Origin of the sequence: Geminicoccus sp., assembly GCF_036263595.1 — a bacterium.
Lineage (GTDB): Bacteria > Pseudomonadota > Alphaproteobacteria > Geminicoccales > Geminicoccaceae > Geminicoccus.
Window position 1 is genome coordinate 21,711 of sequence record NZ_DATAGQ010000004.1, and the last position, 17,146, is coordinate 38,856.

Annotated in this window: 15 protein-coding genes and 1 tRNA gene; 11 read left to right on the forward strand and 5 right to left on the reverse strand. The window is 65.4% G+C overall.

The features are described from left to right. Positions 1-16: 16 nt before the first annotated feature. Complete coding sequence (locus VHL31_RS00270; protein WP_329659196.1) at positions 17-700, reverse strand: tellurite resistance TerB family protein; 684 nt, start codon at positions 698-700, stop codon at positions 17-19. A gap of 277 nt (positions 701-977) precedes the next feature. Here VHL31_RS00270 and VHL31_RS00275 point away from each other — a divergent pair, with 277 nt between their 5' ends. The 5 genes from VHL31_RS00275 (at position 978) to VHL31_RS00295 (ending at position 5,000) form a co-directional block, all read left to right on the forward strand. Continuing rightward, entirely contained in the window at positions 978-2,174 is a 1,197-nt protein-coding gene (locus VHL31_RS00275; RefSeq protein ID WP_329659197.1) for a phosphoglycerate kinase, read from the forward strand. Between the two features lie 86 nt (positions 2,175-2,260). After that, positions 2,261-2,581: a hypothetical protein gene (locus tag VHL31_RS00280; RefSeq protein ID WP_329659198.1), complete on the forward strand. Its 321-nt coding sequence runs from the start codon at positions 2,261-2,263 to the stop codon at positions 2,579-2,581. A 71-nt stretch (positions 2,582-2,652) separates the two neighbouring features. Next, on the forward strand, positions 2,653-3,576 hold the full coding sequence (locus VHL31_RS00285; protein ID WP_329659199.1) for a class I fructose-bisphosphate aldolase: 924 nt from the start codon (positions 2,653-2,655) through the stop codon (positions 3,574-3,576). A gap of 3 nt (positions 3,577-3,579) precedes the next feature. Then, positions 3,580-4,191: a thiamine phosphate synthase gene (locus VHL31_RS00290; RefSeq protein WP_329659200.1), complete on the forward strand. Its 612-nt coding sequence runs from the start codon at positions 3,580-3,582 to the stop codon at positions 4,189-4,191. A 17-nt stretch (positions 4,192-4,208) separates the two neighbouring features. After that, complete coding sequence (locus VHL31_RS00295; RefSeq protein WP_329659201.1) at positions 4,209-5,000, forward strand: inositol monophosphatase family protein; 792 nt, start codon at positions 4,209-4,211, stop codon at positions 4,998-5,000. Positions 5,001-5,021: 21 nt separating this feature from the next. On the opposite strand, the gene VHL31_RS00300 is transcribed toward VHL31_RS00295, so the two are convergent. From VHL31_RS00300 to VHL31_RS00315, 4 genes are all read right to left on the reverse strand, one after another. After that, a complete protein-coding gene (locus VHL31_RS00300; RefSeq protein ID WP_329659202.1) occupies positions 5,022-6,392 on the reverse strand; it encodes an OmpP1/FadL family transporter in 1,371 nt (456 codons plus the stop codon). A gap of 135 nt (positions 6,393-6,527) precedes the next feature. Beyond that, positions 6,528-11,078, reverse strand: a complete 4,551-nt coding sequence (gene gltB, locus VHL31_RS00305; protein ID WP_329659203.1) for a glutamate synthase large subunit — start codon at positions 11,076-11,078, stop codon at positions 6,528-6,530. A gap of 11 nt (positions 11,079-11,089) precedes the next feature. Beyond that, a complete protein-coding gene (locus VHL31_RS00310) occupies positions 11,090-12,544 on the reverse strand; it encodes an NAD(P)-dependent oxidoreductase (RefSeq protein WP_329659204.1) in 1,455 nt (484 codons plus the stop codon). Positions 12,545-12,744: 200 nt separating this feature from the next. Continuing rightward, complete coding sequence (locus VHL31_RS00315; RefSeq protein ID WP_329659205.1) at positions 12,745-13,692, reverse strand: complex I NDUFA9 subunit family protein; 948 nt, start codon at positions 13,690-13,692, stop codon at positions 12,745-12,747. Between the two features lie 162 nt (positions 13,693-13,854). Here VHL31_RS00315 and VHL31_RS00320 point away from each other — a divergent pair. From VHL31_RS00320 to VHL31_RS00345, 6 genes are all read left to right on the forward strand, one after another. Beyond that, positions 13,855-13,941, forward strand: a tRNA-Leu gene (locus VHL31_RS00320). 76 nt (positions 13,942-14,017) lie between these two features. Then, positions 14,018-14,629 carry a ribonuclease D gene (locus VHL31_RS00325; protein ID WP_329659206.1) on the forward strand — a complete coding sequence of 204 codons (612 nt, stop codon included), beginning with the start codon at positions 14,018-14,020 and terminating at the stop codon, positions 14,627-14,629. 19 nt (positions 14,630-14,648) lie between these two features. Beyond that, on the forward strand, positions 14,649-15,662 hold the full coding sequence (locus tag VHL31_RS00330; protein WP_329659207.1) for a KpsF/GutQ family sugar-phosphate isomerase: 1,014 nt from the start codon (positions 14,649-14,651) through the stop codon (positions 15,660-15,662). Positions 15,663-15,666: 4 nt separating this feature from the next. After that, positions 15,667-16,338, forward strand: a complete 672-nt coding sequence (gene lptC, locus VHL31_RS00335) for an LPS export ABC transporter periplasmic protein LptC (protein ID WP_329659208.1) — start codon at positions 15,667-15,669, stop codon at positions 16,336-16,338. Further along, positions 16,335-16,910, forward strand: coding sequence for a lipopolysaccharide transport periplasmic protein LptA (lptA, locus tag VHL31_RS00340; protein ID WP_329659209.1), 576 nt, complete (start codon positions 16,335-16,337; stop codon positions 16,908-16,910). The genes lptC and lptA overlap by 4 nt, the downstream gene beginning before the upstream one ends. 44 nt (positions 16,911-16,954) lie before the next feature. Next, positions 16,955-17,146 (forward strand): ATP-binding cassette domain-containing protein (locus tag VHL31_RS00345; RefSeq protein ID WP_329659210.1); only part of this gene is annotated, 192 nt, incomplete at its 3' end.

Consider the following 17,146-nt stretch of genomic DNA (forward strand, 5'->3'; position numbering starts at 1 on the left):
CGGAAGGTGTCGTGATCTATTGGGCAGTCGCGATCGGCATGCCAAGCGACTGGTGGATGTAGCTGCGCACTGCCGGCTGCAGGCCCAGCCTGGCCGCCAACTGGTCGAGATAGGCGATTTCCTGTGGCGTATCCGCGGTGATCGCCAGTACCGATGCCGTATAGACTTGTGCCGCCACGTCCAGGTTGGGGACCGCGGCGACCAGGGCGTCCATGTCGAGCGGCTTGGCCAGCTCGCGCAGGATCCAGTCCCGTTCCTCCGGATCGGCACCGGTCTCCTTCAACTTGCCGACGATGTTGTTCATCTCGGTGTCGTCGATATGTCCATCCGCCTTGGCTGCGGAGATCATTGCCATCAGCAGGACACGCTGGGTGTCCTCACCGGGAACGGGTACGTCGTCGGCCGTCATCGGCTGAGCGGGTGCCTGCGTGGGAGCCTGTGCCGGAGCTGCCGGACCGCTACCCGACCGGCCCATATTCTGCAGCGCGTTCATGGCGATCATTCCGATCACGCCCATGGCCGCACCACCCAGCGCACCGCTCCCGCGGCCGCCGCCCAGCATCGAGCCAACCAGACCGCCGATCCCGCCACCCATGGCCGGGCTGCGACCCATCCCGCGGCCCTGGCCGAGGAAGCCGCCGGCCATCTCGGCGAGACCGCCGAGGCCACCACCGGAACTCTTGTGCCCGCCTCCAAGCATGCTGCCGAGGCCGCCGCTGCTTCTACCACCTCCAAGCATACCACCGAGACCACCGCCACCGCCACCGCCTCCACCAAGGAGGCCCCCGAGAAGCCCTCCAAGGCCGGGCTGGCTGCGGCCTGCCGCTTGCATCCGTGATCCGGCGCCGCGGGCAAGTCCGGCCTGCAGCAGTTGCCCGATTAGGTCGCCTGATCTCATGTTCAACTCTCCCATTGGCGGGTTCATGCGCGCATCAGCCCGTGCTAGCTCCACAACCCGCAGCGCGGTTGGAGGATCCATGGCCAACTTCAGGACGATCGATCAGCTCGACCCTAAAGGGAAGCGCGTACTGGTCCGTGTTGATTTCAACGTTCCCATGCAGGACGGCGAAGTGACCGACGCCACGCGGATCGAGCGCGCTGCCGTCACACTCAAGGAGCTGATGGGCAAGGGAGCCAAGGTGGTGGCCCTCTCTCATTTCGGCCGCCCGAAAGGCAACGTCGAGCCGGCCATGTCCTTGGCACCGATCGCCAGGGCGCTTGGCAAGGCTCTTGGCGGAATCGAGGTTGCCTTCGGCAAGGACTGCATCGGGCCGGATGCCGAGGCTACCGTGGGGGGAGTTCAGGAGGGCGGCATCGCCCTTCTCGAAAATCTGCGCTTCCATGTAGGCGAGGAGAAGAACGTCCCGGCGTTCGCCGATGCCTTGGCCGCGATGGGCGATGTCTACGTCAATGATGCCTTCTCCTGCTCCCATCGCGCGCACGCATCGATCACGGGCCTGGCTGAACGGCTGCCGACCTTCGCGGGGCGGCTGATGGAGGCCGAGCTGAAGGCACTGACGAACGCGATCGGAGGCGCCAGCCGACCGGTGGCGGCCTTGGTCGGTGGGGCCAAGGTTTCCTCCAAGCTCGACGTTCTGGGCCACCTGCTCGACAAGGTGGACGTGCTCATCATCGGCGGCGGCATGGCCAACACCTTCCTGCACGCCAAGGGCATCGATGTCGGCAAGTCCTTGTGCGAGAAGGACTTGGCGGACACGGCCCGCTCGATCCTGGAGAAGGCGCAGGCCAAGCGCGTGCGCATCCTTCTTCCGGTCGATGGTGTCGTGGCTATGCGGTTCGAACAGCATGCCGAGCACCGCGTGGTGCCGATCGGTCAGGTCGGTGCCGAGGAGATGGTTCTGGATATCGGCCCAGACAGCGCGGCCGCCGTGGAGGCGGCCCTGGTCGACTGCAGGACACTGCTCTGGAATGGGCCGCTGGGGGCGTTCGAAGTCGAGCCCTTCGACAAGGGAACGGTGGCGGTAGCGCAGGCAGCGGCAAAGCTCACCGATGATGGCAGGCTTCTGTCCGTGGCCGGTGGCGGCGATACGGTGGCTGCACTGGCCCATGCAGGCGTCCTCGAGCGCTTCTCCTACGTCTCCACCGCCGGTGGCGCCTTCCTGGAGTTCATCGAGGGCAAGGACCTGCCTGGCGTGGCGGCGCTCTCTCGCTGAGAACATTCGCCGTCACGATCCACCATGGCTGGCACCTTGCCGCCGTCGCCGGGGTGGAAGCCGAGCTGGGCATCAGCCTGCAGGCGATGAGCGTGCCTGATGCCGTGGTTTATGCTGGCCCGTCCTACTTCATGGCACTGGAGCGCCGACATGGACGGAGCGTGCTGGTCGATTGCGGCGACCGGGCCGGCGATGTCCTGGCCTGTCTTCGTACTGGCCTGCGTACGCTGATGTTCCGTGGGAACCCGGAGGTGGCGGAACGGCTTCGGTCGATCGCGGATCAGCATGCCGCATCGCTCGCCTCATGTTTGGCCGTGCCGCTGATTGAGGTCGGCGAGGACGACGACCTGGCCCGTAGCTGCCGCCGACATGTGGATGCGGCACCGGCGGCCAACACCTCCGTTTGACGGCCTGCCGCAGGGCGTGTTCTTAAGCGCCCGTGCGGTCGGAGCACGGGCCAACTCTAGGGAAACTTGCAATGCGCGTTACGCCGGCGGTCAAGAAGATCCTCGCCAATTACGAGAGCGAGAACCCCGGGGTTAAGGCGAACCTCGCCCGGCTTATGATGCAAGGCAGGCTTGCCGGCACTGGAAAACTCGTGATCCTGCCGGTGGATCAGGGCTACGAACATGGGCCGGCCCGCTCGTTCGCTGCCAATCCCGCCGCCTATGATCCCCATTATCTCTACGAGCTGGCCCTGGAGGCCGGGCTTTCCGGTTATGCCGCCCCGCTGGGTTCCCTTGAAGCAGGCGCCGACACCTTCGCTGGCGAGCTGCCGCTGATCCTCAAGATGAACAGCGCCAACTCTCTCTCCAAGGGCATCGCCGACCAGGCGCTGACGGGCAGCGTGCGGGATGCGCTCCGGCTGGGCTGCTGCGCCGTCGGGTTCACCATGTATCCGGGTTCCGACTTCAACTACGGCATGATGGAAGAACTTCGCGAGATCACCGGGGAGGCCAAGGCGCATGGCTTGGCGACGGTGGTCTGGTCCTATCCCCGCGGTGGCCTAGTGACCAAAACCGGGGAAACCGCCATCGATGTCGTGGCTTATGCGGCGCACATGGCAGCACTGATGGGCGCCAACATCATCAAGGTGAAGCCGCCCACCGACGCGCTGGATCTGGAGGCCGCGAAGAAGGTCTACGAGGAGCAGGCCATCCCGCGCGCGACCCTGGCCGAGCGCATCGCCCATGTCATGCAGGCGAGCTTTGCCGGGCGGCGCCTCGTGGTCTTCTCGGGCGGCGAGGCAAAGGACGCCGATTCGCTGGTCGAGGAGATCAAGCAGATCAAGGCGGGCGGCGGGTCCGGCTCGATCGTCGGGCGCAATGCATTCCAGCGGCCGAAGGCCGAGGCGCTCGACCTGCTGAGCCGGATCGTCGACATCTATCGCGGCGACGTGTGAGCGTTGTCCGGCGAGAACGACCTGGACGAAGGCATCGAGGATGACCGCCTCCGGCTGATCATCCCGTTGCCCAAGGCCTACGATCCAGCGCCGCTGACGCCGTTGGTGGACCACCAGAGGATCGCAGCGCTGGTACTTCCGCCCGAGGACGACGCCACCTTGGCCAAGTCCTTCGGCCGGCAGCATGGGATCGCCGTGTTCGCGAGGGACGACGTTCGTGCCGCGCGTGGACTGGATGGCCTGCTCCTCACCCGTCCGGCCGAGGTGGCGGATGCGCGGCGTGCGCTGTCGGGCCAGCAGGTGATCGGTGTGCTGTGCGGCGTGGATCGGCACGAGGCAATGGAGGCCGGAGAAGCCGGCGCCGACTGGATTCTGTTCGGCCGCACCGACATGGAGCCTTCGAAGGCAATCGAGGCTGCTGCGTGGTGGTCGGAACTCTTCGTCTTGCCATGCGGTGTCACCGGGCTTATCGAGCCAGCCCACATGGAGGCCCTGGCGGCAGCGAAGATCGCCTTCGCGCTCCCGGGGCCGTTCTGCTGGCAGGTGCCCGACCCGATCGGTCTGCTCTCCGATCTGGACCTGGCGGTCCAAGCGGCGGAGCACGGCACCTCCTAACCAAGCGAGTTCAGGCCGTGCCCCGTCGTTCGCCTCACCTGGAAGTCATGGTCCGTGCCGCCGTCCGGGCTGCCCGCACGCTCTCGCGAGATTTTGGCGAGGTCGAGCAGTTGCAATGGTCGGTGAAGGGACCGGCGGACTTCGTTTCCGCCGCGGACCGTCGGGCCGAGCAGATGCTGGTCGAGGATCTGCACCGGGCACGGCCGGACTTCTCGATCCTGACCGAAGAGAGCGGTCTCCGCGAGGGGCGTTTTCCCGAGCACCGCTTCATCGTCGATCCGCTGGACGGTACCAGTAACTATCTTCACGCCCTGCCGCACTGGTCGATCTCGATTGCCCTGGAGCAGCATGGCGAAGTCACGGCCGCCTGCGTGTACGACGTCACCCGCAACGAACTGTTCGCTGCGGACAAGGGCAATGGCGCCTACATGAACGACCAGCGCATCCGGGTGTCGCGCACCAAGGAAATGAGCCGGGCACTGATCGCTTGCGGGCTGCCCGTGCGCGACTGGAAAGGTCGCAAGAGCTTCCCCCGCCAGTACGAAGCGATGGCCGACAAGGTGGCAGGCCTCCGTCGCATGGGTGTGTCGTCCCTCGACTTGGCCTATGTCGCTTGCGGTCGCCTGGACGGCTACTGGGAGTACGGGATCCAACCCTGGGACTATGCGGCGGGGCTGCTCCTGGTCCGCGAGGCAGGCGGCCGCTCGGGCCGCCTTGAAGGGGATGACCGTCTGTGGGAGGAGGGCACCGTCTTCGCCTCCAACGCGGCCCTGGGTGACGAACTGATAGCCACGCTCACCGGGGCCTGAGGCCCGCTCCCCTTGCCTTGATCAGAACTGGAAGCGCGCGCCGACTGCAACGATGTCGATGCTGCTCTCGTAAGACGCCTGCAGGTTGCCTCGGCCCGCATTGCCCGTTCCGCTGGCGCTCAGGTCCACGTCGACATCCTCGATGAACAGGTGCGAGTAGCCGATATCGAAGGTCCAGGCCGGCCATGGCGACCATGATGCACCCGCCGAGAGCCAGTAGCGGTCTCCATCGGGGATCCGCGGTGTTCGATCGGCATCCGGCACGGGCGATTCGTCGTAGGCGGCACCAGCCCGGAAGGTCCACTGGTCGTTCAGGCGGTAGGCGGCTCCGACCGACGCGAACCAAGTGTCTTCCCAGGCTTGGGTGGTGACGCTCGCCGCCTGGGCCGGATTGTCGAAGTCGATGCGAAGCTCGTCGAACTGCGACCAGTCCGTCCACTGCAGATCGGCCAGGAGGGTCAGCTGTTCCCCCACGGCCTGAGCTAGGCCGAGGGAAACGGTCGTCGGCGTGGTAAGCGACGCTTTGGCTCCAGTGTCCACGAACTGACCAGTCAGTGCCGAGACGATCGCTCCCATTCCGGAGGAACCCAGGTCGAAGTCGGCATCGCCATCCAGCTCGTGCGACACCTGGGAGCGATAGGACAGGCCAACCTTTGTCCCTTTGGCCGGCTCGGCGATGGCACCCAGCACCACGCCGATGCCGATATCGTCACCCTCCACCTTCGCCTTGCCGTCCTGGCCAGCCGGTACCGGCGTGACGGGGAGCGTCACCCCGGTCCGTCCTTGAATGGCAGCCCCGGCCGTCCCGAAATCGACGGCGTTGGTCAACTCGGCATGAACGTACTGGGTGACCACACCACCGCCCAGCGTCAACCAGGGCAGCGGTTGCCATGCGAGCGTCGGCATGACGTCGATCGAGAACAGGCGCGACTTGATGGCATGATAGCGCCCGACCCAGTCATCGTCATACTTCGAGCCGAGGCCGAACGGCGCGTTGACCGCAATGCCGGCCGTCCAGTCGTCGGACAAAGGGTAGGCTCCGTAGAGGGCGGGCACCACAATGTCGGGGAAGGCATCCGATTGGGTCGCTTGCCCGCCAATCGCCGTTCCCAGGATCGTGGTTCCGCTGGCCGAGGTCACTTCCGCTCTAGGCACGATGATGGTTACATGCTGTTCGGCAGCAGAACCACTGCTCAAGCCTAGCGCGGCCGGATTGAAGAACATCGCCGAGAGACCGCCTTCACCAGCCGTCATGCCCGCGAACGAGCTACCCTGCCCGGTCGCGCTCTGCTCCCGAATCGCGAAGCCCGACCCTTGCGCAGCGCCGGGCAAAACGCTGCAGCCTACCAGGAGCGCAGCACCCAGTCGCCGCAACCACCGCGATTTGTTCATTTCCAGCCACCCGATCTATCCTCTCGGGTGAGCTGCGGAACATCTAGATCGCTGTCAACGCGATTAGTGTTGTGTAGAACTTGCAGCACACTGGACGTTGCCGAACAGCGACGGCTAGTGTGCCGCAACTTGCCCTCACGCCCGTCTGGCGGCCTGTTCCAGTTCCGCCAGTGTTACCGGAACGGCTAGCTTGGACAGCATCTCCTTCGGCACGACCTGCCAGAACCTGCCTAGGTGACCCTGGAAATCGTGAACGATCTGCTTGCCAAGCGGACTGCCGGTAGTCACCGCGTGCTCGCGGATGAGCCCCAGCAGCAGCTCCTCATAGTGTGGCACCTCGATCCGCTGCGAGATGACCATCTCGCCATTGATATGGCTCGGGAGGATGTCATCAGGGTCGTAGACGAACGCCATGCCTCCGGACATTCCGGCGGCGAAGTTGTCGCCCACCGACCCGAGGATGACGGCAGTACCTCCGGTCATGTACTCGCAGCCATTATCGCCAACGCCCTCCACCACGGTGACGGCGCCCGAGTTGCGCACCGCGAAGCGCTCGCCTGCCTTGCCGGCCGCGAACAGCTTGCCGGCCGTGGCACCGTAGAGGCAGGTATTGCCGATGATCACGTTCTGGTGCGGTACGAGGGGTGACGACACCAGCGGCCGCACCACGATCGTGCCGCCCGAGAGGCCTTTGCCGACATAGTCGTTGGCATCGCCGAACACCTCGAGCTTCAGGCCCTGCACGGCGAAAGCGCCTAGCGACTGTCCGGCCGACCCTCGCAGGCGCACCGCGATATGGCCTTCCGGCAGCTTGGCCATGCCGTACTTGCGGGTGATATGAGCGGACAGGCGGGTGCCGACGCCGCGATGCACGTTTCGCACGTTGTACTGGAGTTGCATCTTCTCGCCATCGTCCAACAGAGGACGGGCATCCACCACCATGCGTGCATCGAGCGCATCGGGCACCTCGTTGCGGCCGGTGGCGGCGCAGTAGCGCGGATGCGGACCGGGATCGACGTTGGCGAGGATCGGGTTCAGGTCCAGGTCGTCCAGGTCGACCGAGCCGCGGCTCACCTGCCGGAGCAGATCCGTGCGGCCGACCGCCTCCTGCAGCGAGCGCAGGCCGAGCGAGGCCAGCACCTCGCGCGTGTCCTCGGCGATGAAGCTCATCAGGTTGACGATGTGTTCAGGCTTGCCTTCGTACTTCGCCCGCAGGTCCTCTCGCTGCGTGCAGACCCCCACGGGGCATGTGTTGGAGTGGCATTGCCGGACGAGGATGCAGCCGATTGCAACCAGCGACGCCGTGCCGATACCGTACTCTTCCGCCCCCAGCATCGCCGCGATGACGATATCGCGACCGGTCTTGAGGCCGCCATCCGTGCGCAGGGTCACCCGATGGCGCAGCCGGTTCAGCGTCAGGAGCTGGTTGACCTCGGACAGGCCCATCTCCCAGGGCGTGCCAGCGAACTTGATCGAAGTCTGCGGCGAAGCGCCGGTACCGCCGACATTGCCGGACACCAGGATCACGTCGGCCTTGGCCTTCGCCACGCCCGCCGCGATCGTGCCGATGCCGGCTTCCGAGACCAGCTTCACGCAGACCTTGGCGTCGGGGTTGATCTGCTTCAGGTCGTAGATGAGCTGCGCCAGATCCTCGATCGAGTAGATGTCGTGATGCGGTGGCGGCGAGATCAGCGTGACGCCGGGCGTTGCATGGCGCAGGCGTGCGATCTCCACGGTCACCTTGAAGCCAGGCAGCTGGCCGCCCTCGCCGGGCTTGGCACCCTGGGCGACCTTGATCTCCAGCTCCTTGGCGGCGTTCAGGTATTCGGCGGTGACGCCAAACCGGCCGGACGCCACCTGCTTGATGGGCGAATTGGCGTTGTCGCCGTTCGGCCTTGGCGTGAAGCGCTCCTTGCCCTCGCCGCCCTCGCCGGAATCAGCCTTGGCGCCGATCCGGTTCATGGCGATCGTCAGGGTCTCGTGCGCCTCCGGCGAAAGTGCGCCCAGCGACATGCCGGGGGTCACGAAGCGCTTGCGAATCTCCGTGATGCTTTCGACCTCGTCGAGCGGCACGGGTGCGTTCTTCGGGGCGAAGGAGAGCAGATCCCTGATCGAGATCGGCTCGTTGTCGTGCAGCATCTCCGTGTAGCGCTTGAAGGCGGAATAGCTGTCTGTCTGCACGGCATGCTGCAGCTGGTGGACAGCCTTGCCCTCCAGCGCATGCGCTTCGCCACCCCGCCGGTAGCGATAGAAGCTGCCGATGGAAAGGACCGGCGCGCCTTCCCCAAATGCACGGGCGTGCATTTCCAGCACCCGCTTCCCAATGCCGATCAGGCCGATTCCGGAGATGCGCGAGACCAGCCCGGGCAGGTATTCGCGACAGAGCGATCGGGAGAGGCCGACCGCCTCGAAATTGTAGCCGCCGCGATAGCTGGAGATGATCGAGATGCCCATCTTGGACATGATCTTCAGGAGCCCCTGCCCGATCGCCTCCTGATAGCGCGCGAGGCACTCCTGCAGAGTCAGGTTGGGGAACAGGTTGCGGGCGTGACGGTCCGCGATCGCCGCCTCGGTCAGATAGGCGTTCACCGCCGTAGCCCCGACACCGATCAGCACGGCGAAGCAATGCGTGTCCATGCACTCGCCCGAGCGCACGGTGATCGAGGAGAACGCGCGCAATTCCTGCCGGATCAGGTGGCTGTGGATCGCACCCACGGCCAGGATCATCGGCAGGGCTGCCCGATCCGGACCAACGTCCTCGTCGGTCAGCAGCAGGTTCTCGGCGCCACCTCGAACGGCATCCTCGGCTTCCTGCCTGACCCGCTCCAGCGCCACGCGCAGCGATTCCGAACCATCAGCCGGGAAGGTGCAGTCGATCCGCCGCATCCGCCGCTGGAAATGCGCCTCCAGCGCCGCCAGCTCGGTGGTGGTAATGACCGGTGATTCCAGCTGGAGGATCGAGGTCTGGCTGGGGTCCTCGTCGTACACGTTGCCCAGGTTGCCGAACCGGGTCTTCAGGCTCATCACCCGCCACTCCCGCAACGGGTCGATCGGCGGGTTGGTCACCTGCGCGAACTGCTGGCGGAAGAAGTGATGCAGGCCGCGATAGTGCTTGGAGAGGACCGCGAGCGGGCTATGGTCCCCCATTGAGCCCAACGGCTCCTTGCCGTCCTGGACCATCGGACCCAGGATCAGTTCCATGTCCTCGACCGTCACGCCGAACTGGGCCTGGCGGCGGCGCAGGTCGGTGCGCTCGTAGCTGGCCGGCTCGAATGGCCGAGCGCCGACCAAGTCCTCGAGGTTGCGGATATTCTTGACCCATTTGGAGTAGGGCTTCAGCCCGGCCAGCCAGTCCTTCAGCTCCGTGTCATGGAAGAAGCGCCCGGCCAACAAGTCGACGCCGATCATCTCGCCGGGCCCGACCCTTCCCTTCTCCACGATCATGGCCTCGTCGAGCGGCACCATGCCCGCCTCGGATCCAACCACGAGCAGGCCGTCCGACGTCCGCGCGTAGCGCATCGGCCGCAGGCCGTTGCGGTCCATGCCGGCCACGGCCCAGCGACTGTCGGCCGCGACCAGCGCAGCCGGCCCGTCCCAGGGCTCCATCACGCAGTTGCAGTAGTTGAACAGGTCGGCATGCTCTTGCGGCATCACGATCCGGTTCGACCAAGCCGGCGGCACCAGGAGAGTCTTGACCAGCGGCAGAGCACGGCCAGCCCTGACCAGCGCCTCGACGACCGCATCCAGTGCGGCGCTGTCCGAGGAGCCCGCCTGGATCAGCGGCTTGACGTCCTCATTCACCTCGCCGAAGGCCGCCGCGACCATGCGGGTCTCGTGGCTCTTCATCCAGTTCGTGTTGCCGCGGACCGTGTTGATCTCGCCATTGTGGGCGAGCGTCCGGAAGGGCTGGGCCAGCCGCCAGGCTGGCCAAGTGTTCGTCGAGTAGCGCTGGTGAAAGATCGCGAAGGACGAGACGAACTTCTCGTCCCGCAGATCGGGATAGAAGACCGACAGCGCCTCGGCGAGGAAGAGGCCTTTGTAGATGATCGACCGGCAGGACAGCGAGCAGATATAGAACTCGTTGACCTGGGCGGCCACCACCTGCTTTTCGATACGGCGGCGGATGATGTAGAGGTCACGCTCGAACGTGTCGCAGTTGATGGCATGATCGGGGTTGCCGATGATGATCTGCTCGATCTCCGGCCGTGTCGCCTGTGCCTTCTCACCTAGCACCGACGTGTCGACTGGCACCTGCCGCCAGCCGCGGACTTGGTAGCCGCCGCGGATGATCTCGCTCTCGACGATGGTGCGGCAGGTCTCCTGGGCGCTGAAGTCGTTGCGCGGCAGGAAGACCATGCCCACGCCAAGCCGCTCGTCCGCATGCACGCCAGTATCGATGACGTAGCGGCGGAAGAAGGCGTCGGGGATCTGCACGTGGATGCCTGCGCCATCGCCGGTCTTGCCGTCCGCATCGACGGCACCGCGATGCCAGACCGCCTTCAGGGCCTCGATCGCCTTCACCACGACTTCGCGGCGCGGCTTGCCGTCGATCGCCGCGATCATGCCGACGCCGCAGGAGGAATGCTCGTCCTCCGGGGCGTACATGCCGCGTTCTTCCAGCATGGCGCGGTTGGCCTCATAGGCCCGCACGAACGCCTCGCCACTCTCCATCGGGAGTTCCTGCATGATCCGGCTCCTCAGGCGGCTTCGGCCAGCGCGGAGCCGTCGGCCGCACATGCCAGGAGATGACGATGGATGCTGGCGGCGGCATCACGGCCGTCCCGGATGCCCCAGACGACGAGCGATGCGCCACGGACGATGTCACCGCCGGCGAACACACCAGGCATGCTGGTCTGCATGGTGCTCCAGTCGATGGTGATGGTGCCCCAGCGGGAGACCTTCAATTCCGGCTCGCCGAACATGGTGACATGGTCCTCAGGATCAAACCCGAGCGCGCCGACCACGAGATCGGCCGGGAGGCGAAAACCTGAATCAGGCACGAGTTCCGGTGACTGGCGGCCGGTTGAATCGGGCGTGCCCAGCCTCATGCGGATCGCGCGGACCGCCTCGACGCGATCCTGCCCGATGAAGGCTTCGGGAGCCGAGAGCCAGACGAACTCGACACCTTCCTCCTCGGCGTGTTTCACCTCGCGCATCGAGCCCGGCATGTTCTGCTTGTCGCGCCGGTAGAGGCACTTCACCGAGAGGGCGCCCTGCCGGATCGCCGTGCGCACACAGTCCATGGCCGTGTCGCCGCCGCCCACTACCACGACGTGCTTGCCTTCCGCGCTGAGTGTGCCTTCGTCGAAGGCAGGCACATCATCGCCAAGGCTCTTGCGGTTGGACGCGGTCAGATAGGCCAGAGCCGGTACCACGCCCGGAAGCCCGACGCCCGGCACCTGCAGCGCGCGGGCCTTGTAGACTCCAGTCCCGATAAAGATTGCGTCATGGCGGGAACGCAGTTCAGCGAAACCGGGCGACCCCGGCGCGCCAATATCGCAGCCCAGGTGGAACTGAACACCACCTTCCTCCAGGAGCCGCCAGCGCCGCACGACCACGTCCTTCTCCAGCTTAAAGCCAGGAATGCCGTAGATCATCAGCCCGCCAACCCGGTCGTAGCGGTCGTAGACATGGACCTGCCAGCCTTCCTTGCGGAGCTGATCGGCGACGGCCAGACCGGCCGGGCCGGCTCCAATCACGCCTACCGATTGCGGCCGCTCACGCAGAGGCTTGTTCGGCTTGATCCAGCCCCGCTCGAAGGCGGTGTCGTTGATGAACCGCTCGACCGTCCCGATCGTGACCGCGTTGAACCCCTTTTCGATGACGCAATTGCCCTCGCAGAGGCGGTCTTGGGGGCATATCCGTCCGCAGATCTCGGGGAGGTTATTCGTGGCAGCGTTGAGCTCCCAGGCCTCCTCCAGGCGCCCCTCCGCCGTCATGCGAAGCCAGTCCGGGATATGGTTCTGTACGGGGCAATGGATGTGGCAGAACGGGATGCCGCACTGCTCGCAGCGCGAAGCCTGCTGGGCGGCATGAGCCGGCGTAAAGCGGTCGTAGATTTCGCCGAAGTCATGGACGCGCTCGTCCACGGCACGCTTGTGTGGCAATGCCTGCGGCACGGAAACGAACTGCATCATCTTGTCGGCAGCCATTGCCTTGTCCTTCGAACCGCAATCAAGCGCATGCCACCAAAAGGCAGCACCTCCTTGGAAGCGTCCTAAGGACAATCGGCACCAGCGTAAAGAACAGGAGCGAAATTTAGTCTCGTTCTGATACTTGTTTATGAGGATCTGCGGCTTGGACCTTATCTCTTCGCTGGATACTGGCCCCTATGGCCGGATTTGGTCCAACGTCAGGACGATGCGTCGGGGATCACCTTGGGCTGGATCCGCACATAGGGTTGCAGAAAGGGCGGAGCGACGGCAGGCATCGGGTTCGGGTCGATCCCGAGGTCCCGCAGCCCCAGGGCATGTTTGCTGACGACATTGTCGGACCGTAGCAGCACGACCTGATCCCTGGTCAGCAGCGGCGACGGCAGTTTTTGCAAGAACCGTGCCTGCATGTCCGCGACGTTGAAGGGGATGTTCAGGATCTTCCGGTGCCGCCCGAGCACCTGCAGCAGCCACTCGAGGATCTGCCGGAACGTCAGTACCTGGGGCCCGCCGAGTTCATAGGTGCGGCCGGCCGCCTCGGGAAGCGTCAGCGCCCGGCACACGGCGGCAGCCACGTCACGGACATAGACCGGCTGGAACTTCGTCTGCCCGCCGCCGACAGCCGGCAGGAAAGGAGAGAGCACAGCCATGCGGGCGAACCGGTTCAGGAACTGGTCATCAGGCCCGAACACGACCGATGGGCGTAGGATCACTGCGTCCGATCGCTCGCGCCGCACGGCCTCTTCGCCCATTGCCTTGGTGGACGCATAGAGGCTGGGTGAATCCTTGTCGGCACCGATGGCGGAGATGTGGACGATCCTGGCCTGCTTGGGCGCCAGCCGGGCGATCCTGCCGGGAAGCTCCGCATGGGCTCGCTGGAAGTCACCGGGGCGCCGCTCGTACAGAATGCCGACCAGGTTGACGACCGCATCCGAGCCGGCCAGCCCCGCACCAAGTGAGCCGTCGTCGTCCGCGATCAGCGGCAGCGGCGCCACCTGCCCGACTTCCCCCAAGGGCCTGAGGACGATCGCACGGTCGGGCTGACGGCAAAGAATCCTGACCTGCGCGCCGGCATCGCAGAGATGCTGCACGACATGGCGGCCGATGAATCCAGTCCCGCCGACCACCGTGACCACGCTACCGCGCATCTGGATCTCCTTCCGCTTCCGGGCGACGGGCGCCTGTGTATCGTCCAGCCACGAGCGAGGGAAGGCGGCGGCTCCCAGCTCGACCTGATACAGACGCAGGAAGATCGTCGGGAGACGTTGACGCGGCCCAAGAAGTCGCCTACCTCCGGCGCCGCACCGCGTGCCCAGGTGGCGGAATTGGTAGACGCACTAGCTTCAGGTGCTAGCGCTCGCAAGGGCGTGGAGGTTCGAGTCCTCTCCTGGGCACCAATTTTCGATCGTTTACGGATCGTTTACCATCAGGGTCTAGGGTGTGCCCCAGGCCAAAGGATCGGAAACGGTGCGCATGGATGTTCAGCTTCATCGGGGCGACCTGCCGGCCGATTTTAGGGCCGATGGACCGGTAGCCATCGATACGGAGACGATGGGCCTGTCCCCGGCCCGGGACCGGCTTTGCCTGATCCAGTTGCGTACGGCGGGTGGCCAAACCCATTTCGTCCAGTTCGAGAACCGGCACTACGATGCACCACGCCTCTGCGCGCTTTTGGCTGATCGGGAAGTTCTGAAGATCTTCCACTTTGCCCGGTTCGATGTCGCCGTGCTGAACTTCTTCCTGGGAGCCACGGTCGGCCCGATCTGGTGCACCAAGATCGCCTCGAAGCTCGTGCGCACCTATACCGATCGTCATAGCCTGAAGGAATTGACCCGCGAGATCCTCGGGGTCGAACTCCAGAAGCAGGAACAGAGTTCCGACTGGGGAGCCGCGACCCTGACCCAAGCGCAGCTGGACTATGCGGCCGGCGACGTCCTTCACTTGCACGCCTTGAAGGACCACCTGCAGGCGATGCTGCAACGAGAGGGGCGCATGAACCTGGCCCAAGCATGCTTCGACTTCCTGCCCGTGCGCGCCCAGCTGGATCTGGCAGGGTGGGCCGAGCAAGACATCTTCGCCCATTGAACCGAACGCGGAACCGGTGATGAGCCTCGCGGCCGCAGCGATGGACACGAACCCGACAGAGCCTCGCCCGGCGAGCGCCACCGAAGCCGATCTTGCGGCAGCGCGCGGTGTACTGGCGATCGAGTCTCAGGCCCTCGACAGGGTGGCAATGTCCCTGGGTGCAGCCTTCCTTGCCGTCTGCGATATGCTTGAGCAAGCCAGGGGTCGTGTCGTGGTGACCGGCATGGGCAAGAGCGGGCATGTCGCCGTGAAGATCGCGGCGACTTTCGCTTCCACCGGCACGCCCGCCCAGTTCGTCCATCCTGCCGAGGCGGCTCACGGCGACCTCGGCATGATCACGCCAACAGATGCCGTGCTGGCTCTCTCCAACTCGGGCGAGACACCCGAGCTCCAGGCGATCCTGGTGCATGCCCGTCGCTTTGGTATTCCGCTGGCCGCCGTGGTTGGCCGCGCTCCCAGCACCCTGGCCGATACCGCCGACGCCGCCTTGGTCCTTCCGCCCTTGCGCGAGGCCTGTCCGATGGGCTTGGCGCCTACCAGTTCGACCACGGCCATGCTGGCGCTGGGCGATGCGCTGGCTGTCGTGCTGCTGGGTCGCCGCGGGTTCTCCCCGACCGCGTTCGCCGACCTTCATCCTGGTGGAAAGCTGGGCGCCAAGCTCGTGCGTGTGCACCAGCTGATGCATGCCGGCACCGGGTTGCCCCTCGTGCACGTCGGAACCCGGATGGACGAGGCCCTGCTCGTCATGACCCGCAAGCGTCTTGGCTGTGTCGGCGTCATCGATGATTGCCATGCGCTTGTCGGCATCGTCACGGACGGTGACTTGCGCCGCCATATGGCGCACGATCTTCTGGCGAGGCCGATCGAAGCGCTGATGAATCCCGGAGTGCGTACCATCGGGCCGGACGCCCTGGCTGTCGAGGCGGTGCGGATCATGAATGAGCAGTCCATCACCGTGCTGTTCGTGGTGGCGGATGACCGCCCGGTGGGGGCGATCCATCTGCACGACTGCCTGAAGGCAGGGGTGGCCTGACAGCATGATCCAGCTGTCCGATCAGTTCGCCTCGCCGCCCGGGCCGACCGGCAGACCCGCGGTGCGCCGCCAGCGCCGCCGTTTCGTGGGCGCCATGCGCCTCGTGCTGCCGGGCGTGGCAATCGGGCTGCTGGTACTGGTCGTGGCGTGGCCCAAGATCTTTGGCGATGTGGCCGGCATGATCGCCCCTGGGGCGGGGTTCGAGGGATTCTCGATCACCGAGCCGATGCGGATGCGTCACCCGCGTTATGTGGGAACGGACTCGGCCGGCGGCCGCCCCTATGAGGTGATCGCCGAGGAAGCGCTGGTCGATCCAACCGCACCGGACCGTATCACGCTCTCGGACATGCAGGCCAAGGTCGAGGGTGACGACGGAACGATCACGCGGCTGGCGGCCGATAACGGCCTCTACCAGCGAGGCATCGGCCAGCTCGACCTCGAGCGCAACGTGAAGCTGCGGATGGCCGACGGCATGGTATTTAGCACCGAGCAGGCTACGGTCCGCCTGCCGGCGCGCCAGGCCAGCGGACAGGTCCCGGTGCATGGCGAAGGGCCACGTGGCACGATCGACGCCGACGCGTTCGCCATCGAACAAGGTGGCGACGTGATCAGATTTGCAGGAAATGTCCGAGTCGTCCTGGTGCAGGGGGACCCGTCCAGAGGAGAAGTCCCTTGATCGCGCCCAGAGGAGTTCTCGCTGTCTTCCTGCTGCTGCTCGCAGCGCCGGCTTCCACTCATGCACAGGACGCCGGTTCGAGTGCGAGCAGCAATGGGTTGGCGGGGCACGATTCGCGTCAGCCCATCGAGATCACTTCCGACACGCTGACCGTCGAGCAGAACAAGCAGATTGCCACGTTCGCGGGTAACGTCGACGCCATCCAGGGCGACATGAAGTTGCGGGCGGACCGGCTGCTCGTCCACTACGCACAGAACGGCCAAGATGCGGCAGCGTCGGGACCCGAGAACAATTCCATCCGGATGATCGAAGCGTTCGGCAGGGTGGTTATCACGTCGCCGGCGGAGAGCGCACAGGGCAGCGAGGGCGTCTACGATGTGGCTGGCGGAACGTTGCAGCTCAGCGGCAACGTCGTCCTGACGCGTGGAGAAAACGTCATTCGGGGCAACAGGCTGGACATGGACCTGAACTCGGGTCTGTCGACCGTGTCAGGTGGCCAGAAGAGCGAGCGCGTCCGCGCGCTGTTCACACCCGGGGGCAATCAGGCGCAGCCCGGGGGTCAGAACCGGTGAGCGTGGCATCACCTGAGATCCGGCGGGACCAGCCTCGAGGGCGGATGGTCGAACTCGATCGTCCTGGACCGGCGGTTTCTGAACTATCGGCATTCAAGATCGGCAAGCAGTATGGTGGGCGGACGGTGCTCCGTGACGTGAGCCTGCGGGTCGGCCGTGGCGAAGCCGTAGGGCTGCTGGGTCCCAATGGCGCCGGCAAGACCACGTCCTTCTACATCCTCACCGGACTGATCTCG